General features: G+C 44.4%; 29 protein-coding genes. 17 read left to right on the plus strand and 12 right to left on the minus strand.

Features of this window, described 5'->3' with window-relative positions; genetic code table 11:
* Nucleotides 1-26: 26 nt before the first annotated feature.
* On the plus strand, nucleotides 27-914 hold the full coding sequence (locus L3V36_RS22785; protein WP_208775684.1) for a LysR family transcriptional regulator: 888 nt from the start codon (nucleotides 27-29) through the stop codon (nucleotides 912-914).
* 112 nt (nucleotides 915-1,026) lie between these two features.
* On the opposite strand, the gene arsB is transcribed toward L3V36_RS22785, so the two are convergent.
* The 3 genes from arsB to L3V36_RS22800 form a co-directional block, all read right to left on the minus strand.
* The gene (gene arsB / locus L3V36_RS22790) at nucleotides 1,027-2,082 is read right to left on the minus strand and encodes an ACR3 family arsenite efflux transporter (protein ID WP_017092733.1); all 1,056 of its coding nucleotides are present in this window, start codon (nucleotides 2,080-2,082) and stop codon (nucleotides 1,027-1,029) included.
* 102 nt (nucleotides 2,083-2,184) lie between these two features.
* Complete coding sequence (locus L3V36_RS22795; protein WP_017060936.1) at nucleotides 2,185-2,526, minus strand: winged helix-turn-helix domain-containing protein; 342 nt, start codon at nucleotides 2,524-2,526, stop codon at nucleotides 2,185-2,187.
* A gap of 134 nt (nucleotides 2,527-2,660) precedes the next feature.
* Nucleotides 2,661-3,185, minus strand: a complete 525-nt coding sequence (locus L3V36_RS22800) for an HPP family protein (protein WP_208775685.1) — start codon at nucleotides 3,183-3,185, stop codon at nucleotides 2,661-2,663.
* 138 nt (nucleotides 3,186-3,323) lie between these two features.
* Here L3V36_RS22800 and L3V36_RS22805 point away from each other — a divergent pair, with 138 nt between their 5' ends.
* Entirely contained in the window at nucleotides 3,324-3,899 is a 576-nt protein-coding gene (locus tag L3V36_RS22805) for a TetR/AcrR family transcriptional regulator (protein ID WP_208775686.1), read from the plus strand.
* A gap of 76 nt (nucleotides 3,900-3,975) precedes the next feature.
* Here the strand turns inward: L3V36_RS22805 and L3V36_RS22810 are convergent, their stop codons facing one another.
* Nucleotides 3,976-4,638, minus strand: a complete 663-nt coding sequence (locus L3V36_RS22810) for an START domain-containing protein (protein WP_208775687.1) — start codon at nucleotides 4,636-4,638, stop codon at nucleotides 3,976-3,978.
* Nucleotides 4,635-5,798, minus strand: coding sequence for a glycosyltransferase (locus tag L3V36_RS22815; protein WP_208775688.1), 1,164 nt, complete (start codon nucleotides 5,796-5,798; stop codon nucleotides 4,635-4,637). Before L3V36_RS22815 ends, L3V36_RS22810 begins: the two co-directional genes overlap by 4 nt.
* Nucleotides 5,799-6,077: 279 nt before the next feature.
* On the opposite strand from L3V36_RS22815, the gene L3V36_RS22820 reads away from it, so the two are divergent.
* From L3V36_RS22820 to L3V36_RS22830, 3 genes are all read left to right on the plus strand, one after another.
* A complete protein-coding gene (locus tag L3V36_RS22820) occupies nucleotides 6,078-6,875 on the plus strand; it encodes a Cof-type HAD-IIB family hydrolase (RefSeq protein WP_208775689.1) in 798 nt (265 codons plus the stop codon).
* 181 nt (nucleotides 6,876-7,056) lie between these two features.
* Nucleotides 7,057-7,704, plus strand: a complete 648-nt coding sequence (locus L3V36_RS22825) for a DsbA family oxidoreductase (protein ID WP_208775690.1) — start codon at nucleotides 7,057-7,059, stop codon at nucleotides 7,702-7,704.
* 34 nt (nucleotides 7,705-7,738) lie between these two features.
* On the plus strand, nucleotides 7,739-8,932 hold the full coding sequence (locus tag L3V36_RS22830) for a crosslink repair DNA glycosylase YcaQ family protein (RefSeq protein WP_208775691.1): 1,194 nt from the start codon (nucleotides 7,739-7,741) through the stop codon (nucleotides 8,930-8,932).
* A 28-nt stretch (nucleotides 8,933-8,960) separates the two neighbouring features.
* Here the strand turns inward: L3V36_RS22830 and L3V36_RS22835 are convergent, their stop codons facing one another.
* Nucleotides 8,961-9,818 (minus strand): LysR substrate-binding domain-containing protein, encoded by an 858-nt coding sequence (locus tag L3V36_RS22835; protein WP_208775692.1) that lies wholly within the window; start codon nucleotides 9,816-9,818, stop codon nucleotides 8,961-8,963.
* 106 nt (nucleotides 9,819-9,924) lie between these two features.
* On the opposite strand from L3V36_RS22835, the gene L3V36_RS22840 reads away from it, so the two are divergent.
* From L3V36_RS22840 to L3V36_RS22850, 3 genes are all read left to right on the plus strand, one after another.
* Nucleotides 9,925-10,248, plus strand: a complete 324-nt coding sequence (locus tag L3V36_RS22840; protein WP_017081771.1) for an antibiotic biosynthesis monooxygenase — start codon at nucleotides 9,925-9,927, stop codon at nucleotides 10,246-10,248.
* A 3-nt stretch (nucleotides 10,249-10,251) separates the two neighbouring features.
* Nucleotides 10,252-11,226, plus strand: a complete 975-nt coding sequence (locus tag L3V36_RS22845) for a Gfo/Idh/MocA family oxidoreductase (protein ID WP_208775693.1) — start codon at nucleotides 10,252-10,254, stop codon at nucleotides 11,224-11,226.
* Nucleotides 11,227-11,422: 196 nt separating this feature from the next.
* Nucleotides 11,423-11,761: a Fis family transcriptional regulator gene (locus tag L3V36_RS22850; RefSeq protein ID WP_102448308.1), complete on the plus strand. Its 339-nt coding sequence runs from the start codon at nucleotides 11,423-11,425 to the stop codon at nucleotides 11,759-11,761.
* A gap of 81 nt (nucleotides 11,762-11,842) precedes the next feature.
* Here L3V36_RS22850 and L3V36_RS22855 read toward each other — a convergent pair whose 3' ends face one another.
* From L3V36_RS22855 to ulaR, 4 genes are all read right to left on the minus strand, one after another.
* A complete protein-coding gene (locus L3V36_RS22855) occupies nucleotides 11,843-12,742 on the minus strand; it encodes a GyrI-like domain-containing protein (protein ID WP_017094817.1) in 900 nt (299 codons plus the stop codon).
* Between the two features lie 138 nt (nucleotides 12,743-12,880).
* A complete protein-coding gene (locus L3V36_RS22860; protein WP_017078551.1) occupies nucleotides 12,881-13,123 on the minus strand; it encodes a hypothetical protein in 243 nt (80 codons plus the stop codon).
* A gap of 64 nt (nucleotides 13,124-13,187) precedes the next feature.
* Nucleotides 13,188-14,255: an L-ascorbate 6-phosphate lactonase gene (ulaG, locus tag L3V36_RS22865; protein ID WP_017094816.1), complete on the minus strand. Its 1,068-nt coding sequence runs from the start codon at nucleotides 14,253-14,255 to the stop codon at nucleotides 13,188-13,190.
* A 120-nt stretch (nucleotides 14,256-14,375) separates the two neighbouring features.
* Entirely contained in the window at nucleotides 14,376-15,131 is a 756-nt protein-coding gene (ulaR, locus tag L3V36_RS22870; RefSeq protein ID WP_017081776.1) for an HTH-type transcriptional regulator UlaR, read from the minus strand.
* A 340-nt stretch (nucleotides 15,132-15,471) separates the two neighbouring features.
* Here ulaR and L3V36_RS22875 point away from each other — a divergent pair, with 340 nt between their 5' ends.
* The 6 genes from L3V36_RS22875 to L3V36_RS22900 all read left to right on the plus strand — a co-directional run bounded on the left by L3V36_RS22875 (nucleotide 15,472) and on the right by L3V36_RS22900 (nucleotide 21,027).
* Nucleotides 15,472-17,310, plus strand: coding sequence for a PTS ascorbate-specific subunit IIBC (locus tag L3V36_RS22875; RefSeq protein ID WP_017089477.1), 1,839 nt, complete (start codon nucleotides 15,472-15,474; stop codon nucleotides 17,308-17,310).
* 66 nt (nucleotides 17,311-17,376) lie between these two features.
* A complete protein-coding gene (locus L3V36_RS22880) occupies nucleotides 17,377-17,844 on the plus strand; it encodes a PTS sugar transporter subunit IIA (protein ID WP_102448309.1) in 468 nt (155 codons plus the stop codon).
* 9 nt (nucleotides 17,845-17,853) lie between these two features.
* The gene (locus tag L3V36_RS22885) at nucleotides 17,854-18,552 is read left to right on the plus strand and encodes an L-ribulose-5-phosphate 4-epimerase (RefSeq protein ID WP_102448310.1); all 699 of its coding nucleotides are present in this window, start codon (nucleotides 17,854-17,856) and stop codon (nucleotides 18,550-18,552) included.
* Between the two features lie 111 nt (nucleotides 18,553-18,663).
* Nucleotides 18,664-19,485, plus strand: a complete 822-nt coding sequence (locus tag L3V36_RS22890) for a pyridoxal phosphatase (RefSeq protein ID WP_102448311.1) — start codon at nucleotides 18,664-18,666, stop codon at nucleotides 19,483-19,485.
* A 4-nt stretch (nucleotides 19,486-19,489) separates the two neighbouring features.
* Complete coding sequence (locus L3V36_RS22895) at nucleotides 19,490-20,137, plus strand: 3-keto-L-gulonate-6-phosphate decarboxylase UlaD (RefSeq protein ID WP_102448312.1); 648 nt, start codon at nucleotides 19,490-19,492, stop codon at nucleotides 20,135-20,137.
* Between the two features lie 8 nt (nucleotides 20,138-20,145).
* Nucleotides 20,146-21,027: an L-ribulose-5-phosphate 3-epimerase gene (locus tag L3V36_RS22900; protein WP_102448313.1), complete on the plus strand. Its 882-nt coding sequence runs from the start codon at nucleotides 20,146-20,148 to the stop codon at nucleotides 21,025-21,027.
* Between the two features lie 166 nt (nucleotides 21,028-21,193).
* On the opposite strand, the gene L3V36_RS22905 is transcribed toward L3V36_RS22900, so the two are convergent.
* Nucleotides 21,194-21,403 carry a hypothetical protein gene (locus L3V36_RS22905; RefSeq protein ID WP_076677299.1) on the minus strand — a complete coding sequence of 70 codons (210 nt, stop codon included), beginning with the start codon at nucleotides 21,401-21,403 and terminating at the stop codon, nucleotides 21,194-21,196.
* Nucleotides 21,404-21,696: 293 nt separating this feature from the next.
* Between L3V36_RS22905 and L3V36_RS22910 the strand changes: the two genes are divergently transcribed.
* The 3 genes from L3V36_RS22910 (at nucleotide 21,697) to L3V36_RS22920 (ending at nucleotide 25,649) form a co-directional block, all read left to right on the plus strand.
* On the plus strand, nucleotides 21,697-22,881 hold the full coding sequence (locus L3V36_RS22910) for a glycerate kinase (protein WP_208775694.1): 1,185 nt from the start codon (nucleotides 21,697-21,699) through the stop codon (nucleotides 22,879-22,881).
* 200 nt (nucleotides 22,882-23,081) lie between these two features.
* Nucleotides 23,082-24,533 carry a catalase gene (locus L3V36_RS22915; RefSeq protein ID WP_102448315.1) on the plus strand — a complete coding sequence of 484 codons (1,452 nt, stop codon included), beginning with the start codon at nucleotides 23,082-23,084 and terminating at the stop codon, nucleotides 24,531-24,533.
* Between the two features lie 243 nt (nucleotides 24,534-24,776).
* Nucleotides 24,777-25,649: a patatin family protein gene (locus tag L3V36_RS22920; protein ID WP_102448316.1), complete on the plus strand. Its 873-nt coding sequence runs from the start codon at nucleotides 24,777-24,779 to the stop codon at nucleotides 25,647-25,649.
* Nucleotides 25,650-25,731: 82 nt separating this feature from the next.
* Here the strand turns inward: L3V36_RS22920 and L3V36_RS22925 are convergent.
* Nucleotides 25,732-25,827 (minus strand): IS3 family transposase (locus L3V36_RS22925; protein WP_137409013.1); only part of this gene is annotated, 96 nt, incomplete at its 5' end.

The following is a 25,827-nucleotide window of genomic DNA, read 5'->3' on the forward strand; positions in this document are numbered from 1 at the left end:
TGATAGTAATTTTTGGGAGAAACCGAATGTACAACATTGAACAGCTGAAAATGTTTGTGTATGCCGTTGAATTAGGGTCATTTTCTTCCAGTGCTCGTCATTTGGGTAAGGTTCAGTCGGCGGTGAGCCAAGGCATCAGTAATCTTGAAATCGATTTTAATGTTGAGCTTTTTGATCGTTCGACTCGAAAGCCTTCACTAACCAAAGCGGGCGAGCAGTTATTTAAACAGGTGAAAGCGATCGTGCTTCAGGTTGAAGATCTGAATGTGACGGTTAACGCGATGGGCAGCGGTGAAGAGGGGCTCATCAAAATTGCATTAGATGATTCATTATTGGTCCCGAACCTATCTAAGATCCTTAGTCAGTTCAGTCATCAATTCCCAGCGACTGAAGTTGAACTGGTTGCGTGCACCACAACAGAGGTCAATCCGTTGATTATCGAAGAGAGGGCCGACATTGGATTAATGTTTACCAACTTGGCTTTTGATGTCGGTTCTGAGCCTTGCTTTATCGGTCACTTACCGTTTATTGCTGTGTGTCATCCAAGTCATGCGCTCGCAAAAACAGGTGTGGCGAAACTCACTGACTTACTCCCGCATCGTCAGTTAATGTTGAGGGGAGACAAAGGCAAGGTGATGGACCAGTTTCCGCTGATTGCCGGAAAGGTATGGTGGTCAAACAGCTTTATTGTGATCAAAGAGATGGTACTTGGCAGTGATATTGGCTGGGCATACTTACCTAGGCACCTCGTCGAAGAGGAGCTGAATAAGCAGCGTTTAGTGGAGATTAATGTCTCATTCGATCACAAAACGTGGTCGCCGCCCGTTGATCTTGTTTTGTCTAAAACACGCTCGAAAGGCCCAGCATTGCTTTGGCTTGAACAAGCATTGAAAGGCTTATTAGACGAAACGTAAATTGGACGAGACTTAAATTGGATCAAACTGAATAAAGAAAAGGCTCACCGTTTAACGTGTGAGCCTTTCTGTTTGACGTGATGCTGCTTTTTATCAGCTCTAGATGTAGACGCTAGACGCTAGGTTTAACCGTCTGACCGTTGTAGTACTTGTCTTTCATCTTAAGCGCCACGTTCACTAGATAAATCAACACAGGTACTTCAATCAGTGGACCGATAACACCGGCAAACGCTTGGTCTGAGTTGATACCGAATACTGAGATAGCAACAGCAATCGCTAGCTCGAAGTTGTTACCTGTCGCTGTGAATGCAATTGATGCGTTCTTGTCGTATTCAATACCCATCTTCTTACCAATGAAGAAGCTGATGAAGAACATTGCTGTGAAGTAGATAGTCAGTGGAACAGCAATCAACAATACGTCCATTGGCAGTTCAACAATCATCTCGCCTTTTAGGCTGAACATTAGAACGATAGTTGCCAGTAGTGCAATCAGTGTGATTGGTGAGATGCGTGGAATGAACACATCGTTGTACCACTGCTCGCCTTTCATCGACACAAGGATCTTACGGCTTAGGAAGCCCGCTAGGAATGGGATACCTAGGTAGATAAGAACACTGTGTGCAATATCGATCATCGAGATATCAACCATCATGCCTTCGTAACCAAATACTGGTGGAAGAACGCTGATGAATAGCCACGCCATAAAGCTGTAGCTCACCACTTGGAATGCACTGTTTAGAGCAACCAATGCCGCGCCGTACTCTTTGTTGCCGCCGCCGATGTCGTTCCAAACCAGAACCATTGCCACACAACGAGCAAGACCAATCAGAATCACGCCGACCATGTAACCTGGGTGGTCACCCAAGAAAGTCAGTGCCAATACAAACATCAGAATCGGACCAACAAGCCAGTTCATGATCAAAGATAGTTTGATGGCTTTCTTATCTTTTACCACGGTGCCTAATAGGTTGTAGTTAACCTTAGCCAAAGGTGGGTACATCATTAAGATAAGGCCAATCGCAAGCGGAATGTTGGTGGTACCAACAGACATTGATTCGTTCCACTGTTCGATTTGTGGGAACAAGGTGCCAAGCAGTACACCAATGCCCATGGCGATGAAGATCCACAGCGTTAAGTAGCGATCGAGAAAACCTAATTTTGGTTTCATTATATTGTCTCTTTGGTTGTTATCGCTAATCGTCGAAAAGCGATATTTAAAGGCAAAAAATACGCTTAGTTTATTGTGTTCGACAAACTAAGCGTGGTTAATCTATTTTAAAATGGTGTCGATAAGCGATTCAAATTGCTGAATATTATCTCGGTTAATGCGATAGCACATCTTCGGTGGTATCGATTCAGCAGTGATGAAGCCTGAGGTTTTCAAGATTCTTAGGTGCTCTGATACTGTTGATTGAGCCAAACCTAATTCACTCACCAAGTCACTGTTCAAACAGCCGCCCGATTTTTCTAACGTTGAAAGGATACTCAATATACGAACTCTTGCCGGGTGAGCGAGCGCTTTCGCTAGAGTTGCCATTTGCTTTTCAGCTTCGGCATCACCATGTCCGATTGGCAGAGCACAGCCACCAGTTGTAGAGCAAGTTTCGTTCATATTGATGTTTCGCTTTCCATAATCGTTAAATGACGATTAATAGTAAGCCCATTTTATATAAGGGTCAATGTGATCTTTCAATTTGCTTCTAAATTGGATGTCAAAATCCATATTTATCATTGAAATTCAACGGACTAAGACTTGGATGAACCAAACCAGTATAACGGCCACTTTTGTTGTGAATAGCTGTTATTCAATAGCGTACTGATACCAACCAAAGCGATGCTGCCGATTAATACTGGAGTAAATAAGAACGTCCAATCCACATGCGTAGTACCTGCTAAAGCTATCACAATAGGATTAGCGCCAGCGGGTGGGTGAACCGCTCGAAAGTATTGCATTAGCATGATGGATGAGCCGACTGCGATTGCCATGGTTAAATAGGAATCCCCAAAACCATATAACGCGATTAGACCAACAGCAGCCGAAATAAAGTGGCCCGCAATGACGTTTCTCGGTTGAGCTAACGGCGATGTAGGTACAGCAAATAGAAGCACACAAGTGGCGCCAAATGGAGCCATTAACCACGCAACCCCAGAACTTTCTGCTAATAAGCACAAGGTTAAGATGCCCAGCGTACCGCCAATAAAACCTCTAATCAGTTGGCTTATGCTTGCTTTCGGAGGAAGGGCTCCACCACCAGATAGTTTACCGATCATAATCATTTCCTCTTGTTATCTCTTTTATTGCAAGTGTACAGATCTGTACTGTTTGATTTGAATCATACAGATCTGTACACTTCTTGCAACGAGAAAGTGAGCTCAGCTATTTCAGAGCGATTTTAAGGTTGATTAACGATGAGTAAAAAAGATTTGATTCTGGATGTAGCGGAATCGCTATTTAATCAGTATGGCTATACCGCTGTTGGGGTAGATATGATTCGTGATGAGGCGGCGGTTTCCAAAACCTCCATGTACCGCCATTTTGGATCGAAGACCAAGCTGATTGAAGCCGTGTTAGAAAGGCGTCATCAGCGTTTCGAGTCGAGTTTAGAAGCAGAACTGTCATCAACTTCTGGATTACAAAACCAACTCGATGCGCTGTTAGATTGGCACCTTACATGGTTTGAACAACCTGACTTTAAAGGCTGTATGTTCATGCACGCGCTCGCCGAATTTAAAGAATCGGAAGATGACATTGCGATGCTCTCGCGACAGCACAAAGTTTGGCTCAAAAACAGCATTCGTGATGTGGTAAGAGGTAATGAAGAAGTAGACACTGCAATACTCGAATTACGCAGTGAATCGGTTATGACTTTTATCGAAGGACTTATTATAAGAAATGAGTTTGGTGAGTTAGACGCGAGTGTGCATTCAAATAAAGAAGCTTGTCGAAAAGCACTGTATGCATTGGCAGCTTTAGACTTAACTTAGAATTAACTGATGAGGGTAGGTTGTGCCTACCCTCGCTGCACCGTTTCAGCAGCGTCGTGTTGGGTAATCAACTTCATTAAAGTGACTGATAGTTCTTGATGTAATCAAGTGTACGATCAGCGTATGCATGTGAACCCAACATCTCAGACAAACCAAGAAGTGTCTTGTAAGGTTGAGATACCGCAACCATATTAATTAACCAAGATGGAATAGACCCTCCTGGGTCACTCAATACTTGATAAGAAATATGAGTTGTATTGTTGTTCAGGGGTGTGAGAACCCATCGTGATTCTAAATGAGCCACTCTGACCACACTTTTATCTTCATTTGGAAGGTAATTAGGCCTACCGTTTTGGTTAATTATGACGATTAATGTGCCGGGATCTTGCTCGATAAAGTTCTCGACAATGGCTTCGCGATCCGAGACGGGCCAAGGCGCTTTTGTATAAGTTTTAGTGACAGTGTGTACTTCACTAAAGTGGTCTATCTCTTCCATTTCATCAATGTTCTCTACCCATTGAGTGCCTACTGAAGTATCAGTAAACAAAGCGATGATTGAAGTAAGATTGGCTTTGATATCAGCTTCTGCACGAAACTCCTTAAAGTCGTTACCTTCAATTTTTCGATTGTAGACTTCGATGCCTTGCTTATTACGTACGAGCTTCCACTCATTGCCATCCAACGCTAACACTGAAAAAGACGTCGCAACCATAATGAAAGTTAGAATCTTACTGATCACGACAGTGCTCGTCCTTTCCAAGTGATTTTATTGTTCTTTGATAAGCGATAACTGTTGAGAATCAACAAGCTTTGCAACGAAATCCCCAAAGGCACGGTTAGTGCATAACGAGCTGGTATAAAGAGCTCTTTGATCAAAATAAGATAAGTGACAATGGAAGCGAACAACATCAGAGCATTGATCGCTAAGGAATAGGCGTTGAATGATGAAGGGTCGCCGATGAAATAGTGAGTTGATACAAGCAGCATCACCGGGGCAGCCCATGCAATGATATTCGTTTTGATGAATGCACCAAGTACTTGGAATCTTGATTGGCAATTTACAATAAGATTCATGTTTTTGGAGAAACCCGCCCAAATCGAACCAAAGTCGGAATACATATGAGTACTCATGAGTTCGTCCGCAAAAGCCCAAAATGCTTTTAAACCGCATATCTTCATGAGCTTTGCAAAAGCGATGTCTTCGGATATCTCGCTGGCTACCGCAGTATGTCCACCTACCGCATCGTATGACTTTCGTGTAAAAAGCATGGCTTGGCCGTTAGCAATGGCGTCTGCTTTTGACTTGTCGTTTGCGTTCTTGAAGTTCATGTAAGACGCGATTGAAAGAAATATGCCGGGTAAGGTGATTTTCTCAACGGTTGATGTGAATGCTTGCCTAGGGTTGAACGACAGCAAATCCGTTTTGTGTCTTGAGGCGAAATTGATAACGCTCTGTAGCATCAAGGGTTCAGACTTTGTATCAGCATCGATAAAATACAAATACTCACCCGTTGCCTGCTGTGAGCCCACCATGCAAGCGTTGCTTTTCCCTAGCCAATTGGGTGGTAACTTCCTTCCCGATATGCAGCGAACGTTAACACTCGATGCGTCGATTAGCGTATCAACAATGGCCCTTGTCGAATCAGTAGAAAAATCATCAACCACGATGATTTCAAACCTGTCTTTTGGGTAGTTTTGCTTCATTAGCGAACTGAGGCTGGTCTCAATATTATCTTCTTCATTTCTCGCAGGGATAATAATGGACACGGTTGGCCACTTGGTTCGGTTCAACGAAATTTTAGGCGTAATGTGAACGCGATGGCGCGCTAAATTGGCAAGTGTGATTAAAAACTTGATGGTAACGATGCAAAACAAAGTCGAAGTGATAGCTAGAATCATGATTACAGTGGTCAACAAATAAAGTGATAGAGATCTAAGGAGCGTATAGCCTGGAGGGGTTTCGTTCACCTCTGGTATGTAGGACTCAATCATTCAAAGTGACATTTCGGTTAGCTCAGTTTTGCGTTTGAATCACATTTGAAGCGATTTATTAGAGCTCAGAAATAAGCATTGCATTCACTGGCTACTCTAGCGATATAATCGAAGGCAGAACCGTTACACAAGATAACGAAAAATCATAATTTACACTTTAATCTTTACTTATAGGTAAGCCCTGAAATGCCACAACAGAACATCAAATTTATCGCTGCTGATATGGACGGTACTCTGCTTAATGAACATGGAAAGTTAGACCCAGAATTTTTCAATCTTTATGAGCGCTTAGAAGCTCAAGACATCATTTTTGCTGCGGCATCGGGTCGTCAGTACTACAGCTTGATGGAAACCTTTTCCCCGCTAAAAGATCGCATGATGTTCGTTGCTGAAAACGGCACATTAGTGATGCACAAAGGCCAAGAGCTCTACAGCTGCTTACTTGATACTGATGCCATCAAAGACATCATTAAAGAAGCGCGTGCCATTGAAGGTGCACATGTAGTGCTTTGTGGTAAGAAGTCTGCATACATTGAAACCAAAGATGAGCGTGCTTTAGCGGAGATCTCTAAGTACTACCATCGCCGTGAGCAAGTAGAAGATTTACTGGCGGTAGAAGACGATTTCATCAAGGTGGCTATCTGTCACTTCGACGGTTCACAAGAGCAAGTGAACCCAACTATTGATACCAAGTTTGGTGAGAACTACCAAGTGGTTGTCAGTGCGAAAATTTGGTTGGATGTGATGAACGCTGAAGCGTCAAAAGGCGCGGCGATTAAACATCTACAAAACACATTAGATTTCACTTACGAGCAGACCATGAGCTTTGGTGATTACCTCAATGACTTGGAAATGCTTAAAGAGAGCTTCCACTCTTACGCGATGGAAAACGCACATCCAAAGCTGAAAGAGATCGCTCGTTTTGGGGCGCCAAGTAACGTCGATGCAGGTGTGTTCCAAGTGCTAGAGAAGCTGTTAGCGTAACGCGGTTAAGCTCCAACAGATTTTTATTAAAGCCAGCTCGGTAACATGAGTTGGCTTTTTTGTTGGCTACAGATCCAGTTAGTTAAATTTGAACGATTGTTCAGGTTGTTGTAGTCTGAAGATAAATTGGATGCCTGCTTATACAGCGGACATGCCTTATCAATGATCATTTGGAATGACGATGAGCAAGAAACTTCAACTCGATATTATTTCTGACGTAATGTGCCCGTGGTGCGTGGTCGGTTACAAAAACTTAGAGCAAGCTATTGCTGAGCTTGGCTTAGCAGAGCAAATTGAACTTGAATGGCAGCCGTTTGAGCTCAATCCTGATATGCCGCAAGAGGGTGAAAACCTGCGCGATCACATCATGAGAAAATACGGCTCTAGTGCGGAAGAGAGCCAAAGTTCGCGTGAGCAACTTGCGGCTCGTGGCAAAGCGGTTGGTTTCGATTTCAATTTCTATGACAGCATGAGAATGGTCAATTCCCGTCATCTGCATGTGCTTCTCGATTTCGCACTAGCGCACGGTAAACAGACTGAGTTAAAGCTACGCTTCTTTGCTGCTCACTTCACAGAGCAGAAAGACCTGTCTGATCTTGAGGTCATCGCGCAAGAACTTGAAGCGGTTGGGCTAAACTCAACGAAGGCACTGAAGCGCTTGAAGAACATCGACAACTTAAAGCAAATTGAAGCGCAAGAGTTTGAATGGCAACGCATGGGCATCTCAGCGGTTCCTACCGTGGTATTCAACCGCAAGAGTGCAGTGACAGGCGCGCAGACGGTAGAAACGTATAAGCAAATCCTTCAAGAGCTTATTGCTGAATCATAAGCCAGTCATTGGTATCAATTAGAGTCTGAATTACATGGAATCACTTTCACTCGCTCAAGCGCAAAAAATTGTACTGCTTTCGCAAAAGTTACCGCCTAAAAAGCAACGTAATGGCGGCGCCTTGGCGAATACGCTGTCTGCGATTGAAAACCTTGGCTATGTGCAAATTGATACCATTTCCGTGATTCAGCGAGCCCACCATCATACGTTGTGGAATCGAAATCAAGACTACCAACTGAACCATCTTGATAAGCTGTTAGAGCGTCGAGAAGTGTTTGAGTATTGGTCGCATGCCGCCGCGTATTTACCCATTCGAGATTACCGCTTCAGCCTACATCGAAAGAATGGGTTTGCGAGCGGCAAGCTCAAGCATTGGTATAAAAAGGATGATGCATTGATGGCTCATGTTCTCAAACGTATTGAGAATGAAGGGCCGTTGATGGCGAAAGACTTTGAAGGGGATAGACCAAACCCCGGCGGATGGGGCGGTAAACCTGCCAAACAGGCGCTAGAAACTTTGTTTATGCAAGGTGACTTAATGGTGCCGAGCCGAGTGAACTTTCATAAGGTGTATGACCTAACCGAGCGAGTTCTACCGAGTGGAATTGATACCTCTGAGCCGACAGAACAAGAGTACATCGAGCATCTGATAACACGTTATTTAGAGGCTAACGGAGTTGGAATAGCGTCGGAAATGAGCTACCTACTCAAGAACACAAAGCCTTTGATTCAGAGAGCACTCCAACAGATGCTTGAAGATAAGCAGGTTCTGAAAGTAGATATTCAAGGCTCTGATTACTATGTCCTGCCAGGTGCTTTTGAACTGCTGAATCAACCTCTTTCCAGAACCAAGCTGAAGATACTGTCTCCGTTTGATAACCTGCTGATTCAACGAAAGCGAATGCAATCATTGTTCAACTTTGACTACCTCCTTGAATGCTATGTTCCAGAGGCCAAGCGTCAGTTTGGTTACTTTAGTTTGCCGATTCTGTGGCAAGGTAAGCTGGTGGCGCGAATGAATTGCAAGGTCGACAGGAAGACCCGTTTACTCAATATTCGTAACTTGGTTGTTGAAGACAGAGTTAAAACCCATGAGTCATTGATTTACGCTTTATGCGAAGAACTTAAACACTTCATGGTGTTCAATCAATGTGATGAGATGATCGTTCACAACACCACGCCTTCTGATCTTGGCAAGCGCTTGATGAGCCATTGGCAAACAGTCTAGCGGTCTTTGTTGTTTAGAAAGTGCTTAGTTACTCAGAAAGAGCGGCTAGTAAAAACTCGACAAAAGTTCGGTTCTTTAACGACAGTTGCTTGGTTTTGTAGAGTAAGTGAATCGGCTTTGGTAACGGCGCCATACCGGGTAGGATTTCCAACAGCGCTCCACGATCAATCTCTTCTGCGACTAAGATAGTAGGTTGCAACAACACGCCCACACCCTGCAGGGCGGCATACCGCAACACATCACCATTATTCGACATCAAGCGCACACGTTCTTTATTCGGTGTGGCGTGAGGGGCTTGGCTGCTGTAACTGAACCCAAGCGACGGGTGCTGCGCCAAGTCTTCCAACACGCAGATCTCAGCATGTTGGTTAAGGTAATCGGGCGCCGCGCAATAACACATCTTATAGTCCCCTAAATACCTTGCGACCAAGCTTGAATCGGACAGGTCGCCAATTCGCACAATCAAATCAATGTCGGATGAGTAAGGATCAACAAGATCATTATTCAACATCAGCTCAACGTTAATGGTTGGGTGATGTGCGAGAAACTTAGCTACGATAGGGGCAAGTACCTTGTTGCCGTAGGTGACGGGGCAGTTTATTTTTACCGTGCCTTGAGGCTGGTTTTCCAAGGTTTGAATCAGGTTTTCAGCATTGCTGATGTCTTCGAGAATTCGCTTACACTCACGATAGTAAAGCTGCCCTGAGTCGGTTAACGATTGCTTACGCGTGGTGCGGTGGATCAGCTGAGAGTTCAAACTGGTTTCTAAGGAATGGACATGCTTACTGATCATGGTCGCCGACAGGTTGAAGTGGTTTGCGGCGCTACGAAAGCTGCCCTGTTCCACTACGTAGACGAAGACTTTCATGCTGGTTAACTTATCCATTGAACACTCTTGGTTGATAAACAATAAACAAAAGGTGAGTTTATCAATTATTAGGGGTTAATTATATTAATGGCAAACCGATAATTAACTAAAATAAGAGCGTGAAATGCCTCAAACGAATGAAATCATCTTTGTTACTGCTGAACTTAAGATCAAAACCAACATAGAGCGAGCTGCTGCGATCGAAGCTATCGAACAGTTTTGTTTAGACATGCAAAGCGAACCGGGCTGCCTACAAGCGATTGCAACCTATGATCAAAACCAAAGCGATCGTGTGATCTTGCTTGAGCAATACGCTAACCGTGAAGCGATCAATCAGCATTTTGTGATGTCTCATACCCAAGCGTTTATTGAGCGTGACATTACGGAATTAGTGCAAGCATTCGAAACGCAACGTGGACCTATCAAAGCACAAGAGCAGGAGATCTAAGACATGAAATGGGGAATCCTAGGAACCAGCTTTATCTCAGGCGTAATGGCGGATGCGATCAAAGGCGATGCTCAAAGCGAGCTGTATGCCGTTGCTGGTCGTACTGAAAAAACACTTAACGAGTTTGCTGCCCAATACCAACCAACACGAACCTTCAACAGCTATGACGCCTTGATTGAAGATGAGTCAGTCGACATCATCTACATTGCTCTGCCAAACCATGTTCATCATGAGTATGTGATTAAAGCGGCTCAAAAAGGCAAAGCGATCTTGTGTGAAAAGTCTCTGTCGGTTGATATGGAAAAAACCGAGCAAGCTTTGCAAGCGGTGAAAGAAGCGGACGTATTCTTTGCTGAAGGTTTGATGTACTTGAATCATCCATTGATCGCCAAGCTTCATCAAGAACTAGCAACCGGTGAGATTGGCGAAGTGCGCTCAATTCAGGGTTCATACGTTGCGGCGATTGATCAGTTTGTGAACCCTGCGAGCAAGGGCGCGCTATACAACTTAGGTTGCTACCCAATGTCGCTGATTCACTCTGTCGCACAACACCAGTTTGGTGAAAGTGTGTTTGATGATCTGCAGATCTCTGCAATCGGCCGACGTGGCCAAGATGGCAACATCTGTGAATCATCGTCGATGATGCGCTTCAACGACCATTTTACCGCGCAAATCCATACCGCAGAAGACCACGGCTTAAAGCATGGCTTCACGATTCTAGGCAGCAAAGGCTGTATCACACTCGACACCAACCCATGGCTACCGAGCGAAGACAATACATTCACGGTTGAGATCTATGAAACATCGACACGCGAAGTGAAAGTCGAAGCGCAAGGCGATGGCTTTCATTATCAAGTGCGTAATATCCGCCAAGCAGTTGAGCAAGGTGACACACAACTTGTAGCGCCCATGGCGACTCATCAAGACTCTCGCGTAATCATGAAGTTACTGACGGATTGGGAACAAGCGGCGAGCTAAGATCTTCGTAAATTCGTATTCGCCTCATGTTTGATTGCCTCGTCAGTGATCAAGCATGAGGCGTTTCCTCTATATTCTACTCGCCTCTTCCCAATAAATACTTTGCATTTGAAACCGCCACAGTGTCCAATATCAGGTAGTACGAAACTGACCGAAAAACCTTATTTTTTAAGGTGTTAAATAGGACCTTTACCGCATGCGTAAATCAGATAAGAAAATCGAGAATCAAATCAGAGACGTGTTAACTGACGTTTGTGAAGACACGCTGAAAGGCTTCGATGGTTTTTTGTGGGTGACTCACTCGGTCAACTTCTCTTCATTCCCGCAAAGTTTGAAAATTGTCTGCGTATTCGATACCAATCAGGATAGAACGAACTTCTTAAATGGCGAAGGTCAACAGTGTGTCTCTGGGGCTATCCAACAAGCGTTCAATCAAGTTGGGATTCAACTGAAAAATGTCGATAAGCACGTGAACTTCGATACACAAGAGAATTGCGACCGTGACCATCAAGGGAAGTGGAACAAAAGGCTTTAATAAGCGGCAGCGCTACGTGTAAAGCGATCTAAAGAGACGAAAGCCTACGCGAAGTAGGCTTTGTTATTGTATTTACTCTTGTTACTTAATTGCAGTACAGAAGCTGACGTCTGAATGCTGAGTTTGCGGATCGTAGCTGTGGTAGAGCTCAAAACAAGGTCGGTCTTCGGTTTCAATGCCGGATTCAATGACGTTACTCATTAAATCATCCCATGCTTTTGCATATTGACCGACTTCGGTGATCGTTTGTCTCATCACCGCATATTGCCCACCGGGAAAATCTTTTAATTCGATCCCACTTGGCACTTCAGTGTCGTCTGAAACCATCAAGCAGATGTCTGTTCGGCACTTCTCTGTTGGAGTGATTTCTGGATTGTCATGATAGATAAAGATGCAACTATTACTCGCTAGTCCTTTCATTTCTGCCCATTGATAAAGACGACCGCTTGGCTCTTCATAGCCTTGTCCATAGGGACCTGTCACTCGTACATACGCCAGTTTTGATGCTTCAAATTTTTGTGTTTTCATTGTCATACTCCATGTTGAAAGTTCGGAGTTAGTATATGAATTGCCGTCAATTGCATCGTTTCCATTCTTGCGCAATGAGTGTCCAATCTTGCTATTTCGAGTTAGCTCGCTGAACGCTTGGTAATCTTCGCAATCGCGAAATGCACTCGGTGTGACACCGAAATGTTGTTTGAATGCCTTGGCAAAGCTCTGAGACGATGAAAAGCCATAATCCAATGCGACGTTAATAATAGGTTGTTTGAATTTGAAGAGATCATTGGCTGCCGCTTCGAGTCTCAATCGTCTGATGAAATCTGCAAGGGTCTCGCCTTGAACGGCCTTAAAAGTACGATGAAAATGGTAGGGTGAAAAGTTGGCTAACGCCGCGACTTCTGGCAGGTTTAATGGCTCATTAAAGCGTTTTTCTAGATAACGGATAACGGGAATCAGTCGTTTGTGATAGTCAACTTTCATTGCTTTGCTCGTCTGTCTTGGCTTGTTATTGGTATTAGACAGAGATCCTAACCTATCCAAACAGAGTTTCAATATTCACAGTGTAAAGGTGAGATGGACAAAGGGGAACATGTGATGAACTGAGGGAGTCAGAAGGCTCTAGAGGTTTTGCATATCGACTGATTGATGATTGAAGCCAATTGACCTTGCTGCATTAAGCAGAGCTTGTTGGGTTTTGAACACTCTTGGTTTCAGCTTTCTGTCAGACTCTAAGAAACTATTTACTCCCCATTTATTGCTTCGAACCATTAGATAATAACCATCATTATTTGGAGAGTTAACGGCGACGGCTGATTCTAGATCACCACGCTTGAAGTGATGTTTAAATTCGCGCAACAACATAAAAATTCCATTTTAGTAGATAAAGAAAAGGGAGCTCATGCTCCCTCTTTGGTTGATTTTCTAATTACAAGAATGCACGGTATGGCAGTTCTGGGTCGTTTTTGAAGATATCTGCAAAACCACGGAAGTGTTGGTAGTGCATACGACCTTTATCTGTTGGGTAAGTGTATCGACCACCGACTTGCCAGAAGAAAGGTGCGAAGCCGTATTGCAGACGTTCTTTCTTCATGTTCCACAGCATTTCTATCTCACGTGGGTCATTTTGGAAGTTAGCCCAGATATCGTGGTGGAAAGGAACCACGACTTCACAATCCAAAGACTCAGCGGCACGTAAAATGTCAGAAGACGTCATTTTGTCAGTCACGCCACGTGGGTTCTCACCGTAAGAAAGCAATGCAACGTCGATCTTGTGGTCATTACCGTGCTTAGCGTAGTAGTTTGAGTAGTGAGAATCACCAGAGTGGTAAACTGAACCGCCTGTCGTTTCTACTAGGTAGTTCACTGCACGATCGTCCATGCCACCTAAGATATCAGTGTCTAAAGAAGAAGTGCCTTCAGGAAGTGTCACGAGTGCAGTACGGTCGAATGCATCAAGAACTTTAATATTGACGTCTTTGATCTTAATCTCGTCGCCAACTTTCGCGATAACACAACGATCTTCTGGCACACCCCATTTCATCCATAAATCAACACATGCTTTAGGGCCAATGAATTTAACGTGATCACCACCGTTTTGTAGAACGGCTGCTGCAACGTTGATGTCAATATGGTCGCCGTGGTCATGAGATGCCATCACTGCATCGATCTCTTTAATAGCGAAAGGGTCCAATGGGAAGATTGCAGTACGTAGGTTTGGCTGAAGTGCTTCAACACCGCCCATACGCATCATTTGGTGTTGGTTTTTCATTTTTTGAACAGCTTGTGTTTTTTTACCAGTACCACACCAGAAGTCCATTGATAGGTTTGCACCACCTTCTGATTTTAGCCAAATACCTGTACAGCCAAGCCACCACATAGAAAATGTATTCGGTTGCACGACAGTTTGCTCGATCTCTTCATTTAACCATGTGCCCCACTCAGGGAATGTATTTAGGATCCAAGACTCGCGAGTAATTTCGTTTACGTTGCTCATGATAATACCTTTTATTTCAATAATTTGATTAATTTTGGATGTAGGGAACCGAGCGCCCTAATTTTGATTAAGGCACTGAGCTAAATTTATTATTATTTGGTGGGCTTGCTCGCCCTGGATTTAAACTAGGATGACTTGCGTCCCTTGTGCTTCAATCCGCTTAACGACGTCTGGGTTGGCTTCTTTACCGGTGATGACTATGTCAATTTGCTTAGCGCTGCAAAATAGCATTCCAGTACGTTGCCCAACTTTTGAGCTGTCGACTACAACGACAAGCTTGTCGACTTGTTCAAGCATTTGCTGCTCTGCGACAGCGGTTAACATGTCTGCTTTATAGAGGCCAGCATCGGTTAAGCCTTTACCAGAGGTAAACATCCAGTTTCCGGCATAGCCTCCCAGTGAATTGGGCGCGGGATTTAAAAAGATGTTCTGCGCTTTGTTGTATTGACCACCAATGATGATGACATCGTCATGATCTTCGTTGATCAAGTAGCTTGCGAGTGGGAAGTAGTTCGTTACGATCTGAACATCTTCCCCACATAACTGTTGCCCAAGTAGGAACGCAGTAGAACCACAGTTGATCACGACTGTATCGCCAGCCTCGCAAAGTCCAGCTGCTGCTTGCGCAATCTCAGCTTTCTCTTCATAGAAATCAGTGCTGTTTATATTGAGTGGTGACCACTTTCTCTTCTGAGTCTCTACTCGTTCTGCACCGTTTCGAATTTTTCTAAGCCTACCAACTTCATCCAGTTTAGCGATGTCGCGTCTTGCTGTAGCTGGTGAAACGCTAAATTTATCAATGATATGTGAGACGTTTATTGTCTGCATATCTTCTAACAGCGACACAATGCCGTTATGTCTTTGTACTTCATTCATATTTATCACTCTTTATGTCGTTGTGACAATTTGATGATTACTTTTGATTTGTTTTGATTCTAATAATCACCGTCATGATTGTCAAACTACATCGCTATAAAAACCAGATCTTAATCACAATCATTTTTAAGTTGTTGATTTTATTCATTTAGTTGTTTTTCGGTGTGATCCGAAGCTCAATTAGGCACATTCTGGGTGTGGTTAATTGATATAAATCAAAGTAATCACAAGTGAGCATTGAATGATTACTTTTGATTGGTAAAGTTTAGTTCGTGAGCAAAACTAGACATCATCACATCCTACAAACCATTAAAATTAAAAATTAATCAGGGGTAAAGATATGGAATTCTTATACGATATTTTCTATATTTTTTACAGTCAGGTAATGACCAAAGCACCATTGCTACTCGGTCTTGTTACTTGTCTGGGTTACATTCTACTCAAGCGTGACGCAACAACTATTATCTCCGGCTCTATTAAAACCATCGTTGGTTTCATGATAGTTCAGGTAGGTGCAGGAACATTGGTAGCGGGTTTCAAACCGGTGATTTTGAAAATGAGTGAGATTCATGGATTGACGGGGTCAGTGATAGACCCTTACACAACCATGATGTCTACCATGGAAACCATGGGCGACAATTACTCTTGGGTCGGGTATGCAGTATTGTTGGCACTGGGACTGAACATTCTTCTTGTTGCCTTCCGCCGCATTACTGGTATTAGAACCATCATGCTGACGGGACATATTATGTTCCAACAAGCTGGTCTCATTGCTGTTTTCTACTTCGTGCTTGGCGCAGGTATGTGGGAAACCATCATCTATTCAGCAATATTGATGGCGTTGTACTGGGGTATCTCGTCAAATATCATGTTCAAGCCGACTCAAGAAGTGACTGGCGGGGCGGGTTTCTCTATTGGTCACCAACAACAGTTTGCGTCATGGGTAGCGACAAAGGTTGCTCCTAAGCTTGGCGACAAAAATGACAGCGTTGACCACATCAAACTGCCTAAATGGTTACACATTTTCCACGATAGCATCGCAGCGACAACGTTAGTCATGACTGCTTTCTTCGGCATTATTCTTCTTTCATTTGGTCTTGATAACCTTCAAGACATGGCAGGAAAAACACACTGGTTTATCTATATTTTCGAAACTGGTCTGAAATTCGCAGTCGCTATTCAAGTTATTGTAACGGGCGTCCGTATGTTCGTAGCGGAGTTATCAGAAGCCTTTAACGGTATTTCTCAACGTCTTATTCCTAATGCTGTTTTAGCAATCGATTGTGCAGCTATCTACGCATATTCTCCAAATGCAATGGTATTCGGTTTCATGTGGGGCGCTGTTGGCCAATTCACAGCCGTTCTTGCAATGTTAGCCTTTGATTCTCCTATCATGATTATTCCTGGCTTTATCCCTATGTTCTTCTCGAACGCAACTATCGGTGTGTTTGCTAACCACTTTGGTGGCTGGAAAGCGGTAATGAAGATCTGTTTCGTGATGGGCATCATCGAAGTGGTTGGTTCTGCTTGGGCAATTCATATCTTTGCTCAATCGGGTGCAGAGTTTAATGGCTGGATGGGTATGGCTGACTGGGCTCTCGTCTTCCCACCTATCATGCAAGGTATCTCGAGCTCTAATATGTTCTTCTTCGGGATTCTGGCTTTAGCTGGTGTCTACATGTACTTCGCTTCTAAGCAACTACGAGCTGAAGAAGACGCAGAAGCTGCTGCTGAAACAATGACCGCAGTAACGCCTGAAGGCATCGAGGTTGAAATCGCAGTACCACAACAATCGACAGCAACCGCTGAAGCGCCATCAGCTTCTACGACGTCAGCTTCTGCAACGTCAGAAATTCGCGTCTCACCAGCAGCTGACCAGAAACCGGTTCGTGTCTTAGTGTGCTGTGGTTCAGGTCAAGGTTCGTCAATGATGTGTTCTAAGAAAATCAAAGAGTACTTGGACAAGAAAGGCATCCCAAGCTCGACCTTTAACAGCGCCATTACTGATTACAAATCGCACCTTGGTTCATTCGACATCATCGTTACGTCGGTTGCGCTTGCAGCGAAGATCACTGGCCTGCCGGAAGGTAAGCAACAATTAGCGGTTAAGAACATGATCATGGTGAAAACTTTCGGCGACGAACTGGTTTCCATCATTGAGAACAACTTCCACAAATAATGATAAACGGCTCAGTGGTCTCGCACTGCTGAGCCAATAAAAACAATTATATAAGTGAGCAATAACATGAACTTAAAAGAATCTCTTATCAGGAATAACTCTATCCTACTGAACGCAAAAGCATCTGACTGGAAAGCCGCAATTAAGCTTGGTACTGATGCATTGGTTAAAGCTGGCATTACTGAAGAGCGTTACTACGATGCGATTACTAAAGCGATTGGTGAAGAGGGCCCTTACATCTGCATTCATGATGCGTTCGCACTGCCTCATTGCCGTCCTGAAGATGGCGTGATTCTTACCGGCTTTGCGTTAACGGTTCTTGAAACGCCGATCATCTTTGAAGGTGTTGATGAGCCTGTTGATGTGCTGATCACGCTTGCGGGTAAGGATTCAGAAGAGCACATCGAAGGGACGATGCAAGTGGCGAACTTGATTGAATTTGACGAAGATTTCTCGAAACTTCGTGCCTGCAAAAGCCCAGAAGAAGTCGCGCGTTTAATTGATGCTGCTTTGTTGCAAGCGGAAGCGGCTTAAGGAGTCGATATGTCTAAATATAGTCAATTGAAACAACGTGTCTTAGAAGCGAATTTGCAGCTTCCGAAGTACGGTTTGGTGACATTCACTTGGGGAAATGTCTCTGAGTTTGACCGTACTAATGGCGTGATAGCGATTAAACCATCGGGTGTTGAATACAGTGATATGACGGCTGAAGACATGGTGGTCGTCGATCTAGAAGGCAACATTGTTGAAGGGAAACTTAATCCTTCAAGTGATACCGCAACTCACTTAGAGCTTTACAAAGCTTTCCCTGAGGTCAGTGGCATTGTTCACACACATTCACGCAGTGCCACAATTTGGGCGCAAGCGGGTATCGATATTCCAGCATTGGGCACTACTCATGCGGACTATTTCTACGGTGACATCCCATGTACACGTCGATTGTCTCACTCTGAAATTGCTGAAGAGTACGAGAAAAATACTGGCTTGGTGATCATTGAAGAGTTCAAGCAACGCCGAATTGATCCAATGGCCGTTCCCAGCGTGATTGTTGCAGGACATGCGCCTTTCTCTTGGGGCAAAGACGCCAACGATGCGGTTCACAACGCGGTGGTATTAGAAGAAGTTTCTGCAATGGCGTTGGCAACGCGCAGCTTGAACAGCGGCATCAAAATTCAGCCAGAGCTATCAGACAAACACTACCTGCGTAAGCACGGTGAAAATGCTTATTACGGCCAACAGTAAATCGACTGTTCGTTTAAGTAGGCTGTTTAAGTAAGCCGTTTAACGAGCTTCGACTCTAAGTAGTTTCAATATTGACTAGGCCCGACTTCAGGGAATAAGTGAGAGGACTCTATGTATAAAGTGCTGGCGTTAGATCTCGATGGAACCGTGTTAAAGGATGATCACACGATTCATCCAGAAGTGAAAAAGGCGATCCAAGAAGCCAAACAAAGTTGTCATGTCGTGATTGTGACTGGTCGACACCACACAGCAGCACGACCTTATTACTACGAATTGGGGTTAGATACGCCAATCATCTGCTGTAACGGCACTTATGTTTATGACTATCAGACTGAAACGGTACTGACTCAAAATTCCATAGATAAAGACAAAGCGCTGACCTTCATCGATATGGCAGACGAGTTTCAGCTCAAAATGGTCATGTACATCACGCATGCCATGACGTACTCACACTACAACCCATTTGCCTACATGTTGGCATTGGAAAGTTGGGCAGAAACGGCACCAGAGCAGCATCGCCCTCAAATTTACCAAGTGGAATCATTCATTGAAACGGCTCAGCAAGCCGAACACGTTTGGAAGTTTGTGGTGGAAGGTAGCCAAGACTCAGTAGACCGATTAATGCAACACCCATGGATAGAAGAGAACTTCAACGGTGAGCGTTCTTGGTCAAACCGAATCGACTTTGCTGCAAAAGGTAACAGTAAGGGCCTACGCCTTGCTGAATACATCGCAGAACTCGGTTATCACGCCGATGACGTGATTGCCGTCGGTGATAACCACAACGACATATCCATGCTCAAGTACGCCGGGTTAGGCGTAGCGATGCTCAATGCTGATGACATCGTCAAGTCACACGTTCAACGCGTGTGCTCAACAGATAACAACCATGATGGCTTAGCCCGTCTAATACGTGAACAAATTAAAGGATAACAACATGACTAAACCAATGATTCAGATCGCCCTAGACCAAACAAATCTTCCTGCTGCCATTGAAGTGGCAAACAACGTTGAAAGCTTCGTTGATGTGATTGAAGTGGGCACTATTTTGGCGTTTGCAGAAGGGATGACGGCGGTTTCTACGCTTCGTAAGAATCACCCAGGCCATATCCTTGTATGCGATATGAAAACCACCGATGGCGGTGCTATTTTGGCTCGTATGGCATTCGAAGCGGGCGCTGATTGGATTACCGTTTCTGCTGCTGCACACATCGCAACCATTGGTGCATGCAAGAAAGTTGCTGATGAATTTAATGGTGAAATTCAAATCGAAATCTACGGTAATTGGACAATGGACGACGCTCAATCTTGGGTCGACCTAGGTATTTCACAAGCGATTTACCACCGTTCTCGTGACGCTGAATTAGCCGGTGTGGGCTGGACTGAAGAAGATCTCGTGAAGATGCGTGCATTGTCTGAAATGGGCGTCGAGCTTTCTATCACAGGTGGCATCGTGCCTGAAGACCTTTACCTATTTGAAGGCATTAAAGCGAAAACCTTTATCGCAGGCCGTGCACTTGCAGGCGACAAAGGTAAAGAGACAGCAGAAGCGCTAAAAGCTCAGATCGATCGCTACTGGAACTAGGAGGCGTTATGTATCAAAACTTGTTACGCCACCGTGTTGGGCTTTATGAGAAGGCTCTACCTAACGAACTCAGCTGGGAAGATAAACTTAAGCAAACCAAAGAACTCGGCTTTGATTTTCTTGAGATATCGGTAGACGAATCAGACGAGCGTCGCAGCCGACTAGATTGGAATGACGAAGAAGTTTATGCCTTACGTCGTCTTTGTGAAAAGCACGGCGTACCGCTGCAATCCATGTGTTTAAGCGCGCATCGTAAGTTCCCATTTGGATCTGCTTATCCTGCGATTCGAGAACAAGCGGTTATCCATATGGAGAAAGCGATCTCGTTGGCTTATAAGTTAGGTATTCGTACCATCCAACTGGCTGGGTATGACGTTTACTACGAGCCAGCGGATAAGGTGACTCACCAGAGGTTCATTGAAGGCATGAAGCTTTCGGCGCAGTTGGCGGAAAGATCAGGGGTAATGCTCGCTGTGGAAATCATGGATACCGATTACTTGAACTCTTTGAGTAAGTTTGAAGTACTGAGTCGCGAAGTCAATTCACCGTATTTCACGGCGTATCCGGATGTGGGCAATATTTCTGGTTGGAATTACGACATAGTGACTGAACTAAAACTGAGTAAGCCTCATATCACTCAGATCCACCTCAAAGACACTTATAAAGTGACTGACGAGTACAAAGGGCAGTTTCGAGACTTAGTGATTGGTGATGGCGAAGTTGACTTCAATGCAATTTTTGAAACGTTGAAAGAGACTGAGTGCGTTGTACCACTCGTGATCGAGATGTGGGCTCAAGATGAACGCTGGAAAGAGAATATACTGACGGCACAAAAACGTTTGAATGAAGTTTGTGTGCAAACGGGTATTCCGAGATTGTTTGACCACTAGCGCTACTTAGAATGCTTAACCAGTTTCTCTTTGCGTTCTCCATGCTCCTAACGAAAAGAGAAAATGCAGCATATTGCCCCCAATATGCTGCATTTTTATATCAACTCGGCACTTTAAGCTATTTAGAGCAGCAGAAGTGATGTCAATTTCGCAATAGCTACAGTGTTTAAACAGCAATCGTCACATGATCACGGCCCACTTCAGCCATCTGAATCAGGTAGTCCGTGTGGTACTTTTTCTTGATGGTGATTTGGCTACCGATTTCAGCAACAATCTTTACCACTTCCAACGCATCAGAAGGATGCAATGAAGAGTCTTTTGAAATTTCGATATTAACGCCTAAATTTGCCAATTTGATGATGTCGCTAGAATGCATGGTCGTGTCCAAGGTATTTGATTTTCGTGGACTATATCATCTTCAATTTATGCAACTCTACTCTGCCCAGCCTAAAATTTCGGTCGATGCTCTCAATCTATGATTCCAATATGTAAGTAGTCGATCTAACTCACAAATTGCGGGTATCAATAACCTCAATGTGAGGGTGACGCTATGTGCTTAGTATTTACTTTATATACTGCCCCTATTAAGTGATTAGCTTGCTGATCTTCAATAGGGGCATTTTTGGGTCGGGCACTCATCAAACCTAATATTCTTTTGGATCTCTCAGTATGAAAATTGTTATTGCACCAGACTCGTTTAAAGGATCTTTATCGGCTGTATCGGTGGCGGCGTGTATTGAAAAGGGCTTTCGTAAAATCTTCCCTGACGCTGACTACGTGACCTTACCTTTGGCTGATGGGGGTGAAGGTACGGTAGATGTATTACTGCAAGGCTTAGCAGGGCAAAAGCGAACACATCAAGTTGAAGGGCCGTTGGGCGCATTGGTTAATGCTGAATGGGCGATGTTAGAACCATCGGAGTATAACCAGAACAAAACGGCATTGATTGAAATAGCTGCAGCATCGGGCTTGGATTTATTGAAACCAGAGCAGCGTGATCCGTTGATTGCTTCTTCATTTGGCACAGGGCAATTGATTTTGGAAGCGATAGAGCAGGGTGCTCAAACCATCATTCTTGGATTGGGTGGCAGTGCGACTAACGATGGCGGTGCAGGTATTGTTCAAGCTCTAGGTGGGCGCTTGTTAGATAGCAAAGTGCAAGATGATGATGGACAAGAGCTTAACCGAGGTGGTGCTGCACTTGCAGAACTCGAATCAATAGATCTTACCGGCTTAGATTCGCGCTGTGCTGATATCGAGTTAATTGTGGCATGCGATGTTGATAATCCACTGTGTGGTGACAACGGTGCTAGCCACGTATTCGGCCCACAAAAAGGGGCGACACCCGAACAAGTCTTGATGCTTGATAAGGCGCTAGCGAATTTTGCTCAAATCGCTGAATCGCAAGGTTGTGTTGGTGGTGATGATCCTGTTCACAAGCGCGTGGGTTATGGTGCGGCTGGTGGCACACCGATGGGGCTTGGTTTGCTGTTAAATATGCAAATCAAACCTGGTATTGAGATGGTGCTGGATGTTTTACAAGCCGATGACGTGTTGAAAGGTGCCGACCTTGTGATTACTGGCGAAGGGCAAATGGACAACCAAACTCTGCAAGGCAAAACACCTTACGGAATTGCTAAACGTGCGAGTTTACAAGGTATTCCAACCATAGGTATTGCTGGCTCATTGGGAACTGAAGTAGAAGCTCTTTATGGAGAAATGAGCAGCTTGTTTGGTACGGTACGTTCTCCTCAGTCACTTGACCAAGTTCTGCAGGAGGCGGAAAACAATCTGACAAGAACGGCTAGGAATATTGCAGCGACGCTTAAACTAGGAAGGAAAATACTCGATTAGTCAGTGCCTTAGAATATGATTCCTAAATCAGTCGTTTAATAGGTTTTATAGATTATAACGATAAATAGAAACGATTATATTTTATGCCATTAGAGGTCTATTCTATATCCATAGTATTTTAGGGGCTTTTGAAAGGAAGCCAGTATAAATATCAAGGTGCACTCACTATTGCTGCATCTTTGGACCTTAAGGAATAGATCATGAGTAAAAAACTAACTACAGCTGCGGGTTGTCCTGTTGCTCATAACCAGAATGTTCAAACTGCGGGTAAACGCGGTCCTCAACTTCTTCAAGATGTTTGGTTTTTAGAAAAGATGGCGCATTTTGACCGCGAAGTCATTCCAGAACGTCGTATGCACGCGAAAGGTTCAGGCGCTTACGGTACATTTACTGTTACGCACGACATTACCAAATACACCAAGGCAAAACTGTTTTCTGAAATAGGCAAAAAGACCGACCTGTTTGCACGTTTTACTACGGTTGCCGGTGAGCGCGGCGCCGCTGATGCTGAGCGTGATATCCGTGGCTTTGCATTGAAATTTTATACTGAAGAAGGCAACTGGGACATGGTGGGTAACAACACGCCAGTATTCTTCCTTCGTGATCCTCTTAAGTTCCCAGATCTAAACCATGCAGTTAAGCGTGACCCGCGCACCAATATGCGCAGCGCGAAGAATAACTGGGATTTCTGGACCTCTCTACCTGAAGCACTTCACCAAATCACCATCGTAATGAGTGACCGTGGTATTCCTGCTACGTATCGCCACATGCACGGTTTTGGTAGCCACACGTTCAGCTTTATTAACGCAGACAACGAGCGTTTCTGGGTAAAATTCCACTTCAAATCTCAGCAAGGTATTAAGAACTTATCTGATGCAGAAGCCGGACAATTGATCGGTAATGATCGTGAAAGTCACCAGCGTGATCTGCTAGACAGCATTGATAACCAAGACTTCCCTAAATGGACGCTGAAAGTACAAGTGATGCCAGAAGCGGATGCAGCTAAAGTATCTTACAACCCGTTCGATCTAACTAAGATCTGGCCTCATGCAGATTATCCGTTGATTGAAGTGGGTGAGTTCGAGCTAAACCGTAACCCACAAAACTTCTTCGCTGAAGTAGAGCAGTCGGCATTCAACCCGGCGAACGTGGTTCCGGGTATTAGTTTCTCGCCAGACAAGATGCTGCAAGGTCGTTTGTTTGCTTATGGTGATGCGCAGCGTTACCGTTTGGGTGTTAACCATCAGCATATCCCAGTGAACGCACCTCGTTGCCCTGTACACAGCTACCACCGTGATGGTGCGATGCGTGTTGATGGTAACTTTGGTAGCACATTGGGTTATGAGCCAAACAACGAAGGTCAATGGGCTGAGCAACCAGATTTCGCTGAACCAGCATTGAACCTCGATGGTGCTGCAGCGCACTGGGATCACCGTGAAGATGAAGATTACTTCTCGCAACCGGGTGACTTGTTCCGCCTAATGACACCAGAGAAGCAAGCTATTCTGTTTGATAACACTGTTCGTAACCTAGGCGGCGTGCCAAAAGAGATTCAACTGCGTCACCTAAGACACTGTTACAAAGCCGATCCTGCATACGGTGAAGGCATTGGTAAACTGCTTGAAATCGACGTGAGCGAATTTAAGTCGTAATCAATAAACTCGTTTAAATAGTTGAAAGGCCGTTGAGTGAATCACTCAGCGGCCTTTTTTGATCATGCGAGTATTAGTTGGCCTCTATTCGCGATCCATGTGAGTAGTGCGAATTCCCTGAAGTTCAGCCCCCATTTCTACTGATAGTTTTTACCTATCGAATTGATAAACATATCCCATTATCTTTATAAGATGGACGGGATTATCCTACGGCTATCAGTTTATAAAGTAATAGAGTTTGAGATGAGTAAAAGCGCATTAATTGTTGAAGGTGGGGCAATGAGAGGCATCTTCGCAGCCGGAGTGTTGGACGCCTTTATGCAAGACGATTTCCGTCCCTATGATTTTGCTATTGGCGTATCTGCGGGCGTGTCGAACCTTGTTGGTTACTTATCTCAAGCGCCAAAGCGCAGCTATAACGTGATTACTACCATGGCGACCGACAAAACCTTCTTTAATCCAACTCGCTTTGCCAAAGGCGGTAACTTGGTGGACGTGAAGTGGCTGTGGGATGAGTCTAACCAACGTTACCCACTCGATTGTGGTGAGCTGTTTTCAAGTATCCCACTCATTGCAGCTGTAACAAACGTCGATACAGGCAGTGCAGACTACTACCATATCAAGCCTGAAAACCTCTCTAACGTGGTGGAAGCGACAACCGCTTTACCTATCGCTTATCGTGAAACGCCGTGCTTCTCTGGTGGTTGTTATACCGATGGTGGTGTAGCCGATTCAATTCCGGTTCGTGAAGCCTATCGTCGCGGCGCACGAGACATTACCGTGATTCTTTCTCATCCTTTGAGTTACCGAATGAAGCCTCAAAAGCATCAATGGATGCTAAAAAAACTGTTAAAGAAATTCCCCAATATTGCGGAGTCGATGGCGGTACGTGCTGAAAACTATAACCAGTCTTTGGAGTTCATTCGTAACCCTCCCAAAGATGCGACCATCAAGGTGATTGCGCCGCCAGAAGCGTTTGCAGTTAAGCGACTCACTATGGATCAAACTGTTTTGGATACAGGTTATCAAATGGGTGTGAACGCTGGCGCAGAGCATCTGGCCATTCGTAAAGGCGTTTATGGTTTGGATACCGAGGATTGTCATTTCTGCGTCTAGTATTTCTTTTTGATAATTGCATAAACCAAAGCCACGCTGTTCATTAAGAACTGAAGTGACCCCGTAAAGTTGGACATTTCTGTTAAGCGGCTTTCAAGGCCTGAGTTCGATATTCTATCGGAGTCAGGCCTTTTAGTTTCACTTTTATACGTTTGGTATTGTAGTACTCGATGTATTC

The organism is Vibrio sp. G-C-1, assembly GCF_021728015.1.
GTDB lineage: Bacteria > Pseudomonadota > Gammaproteobacteria > Enterobacterales > Vibrionaceae > Vibrio > Vibrio splendidus.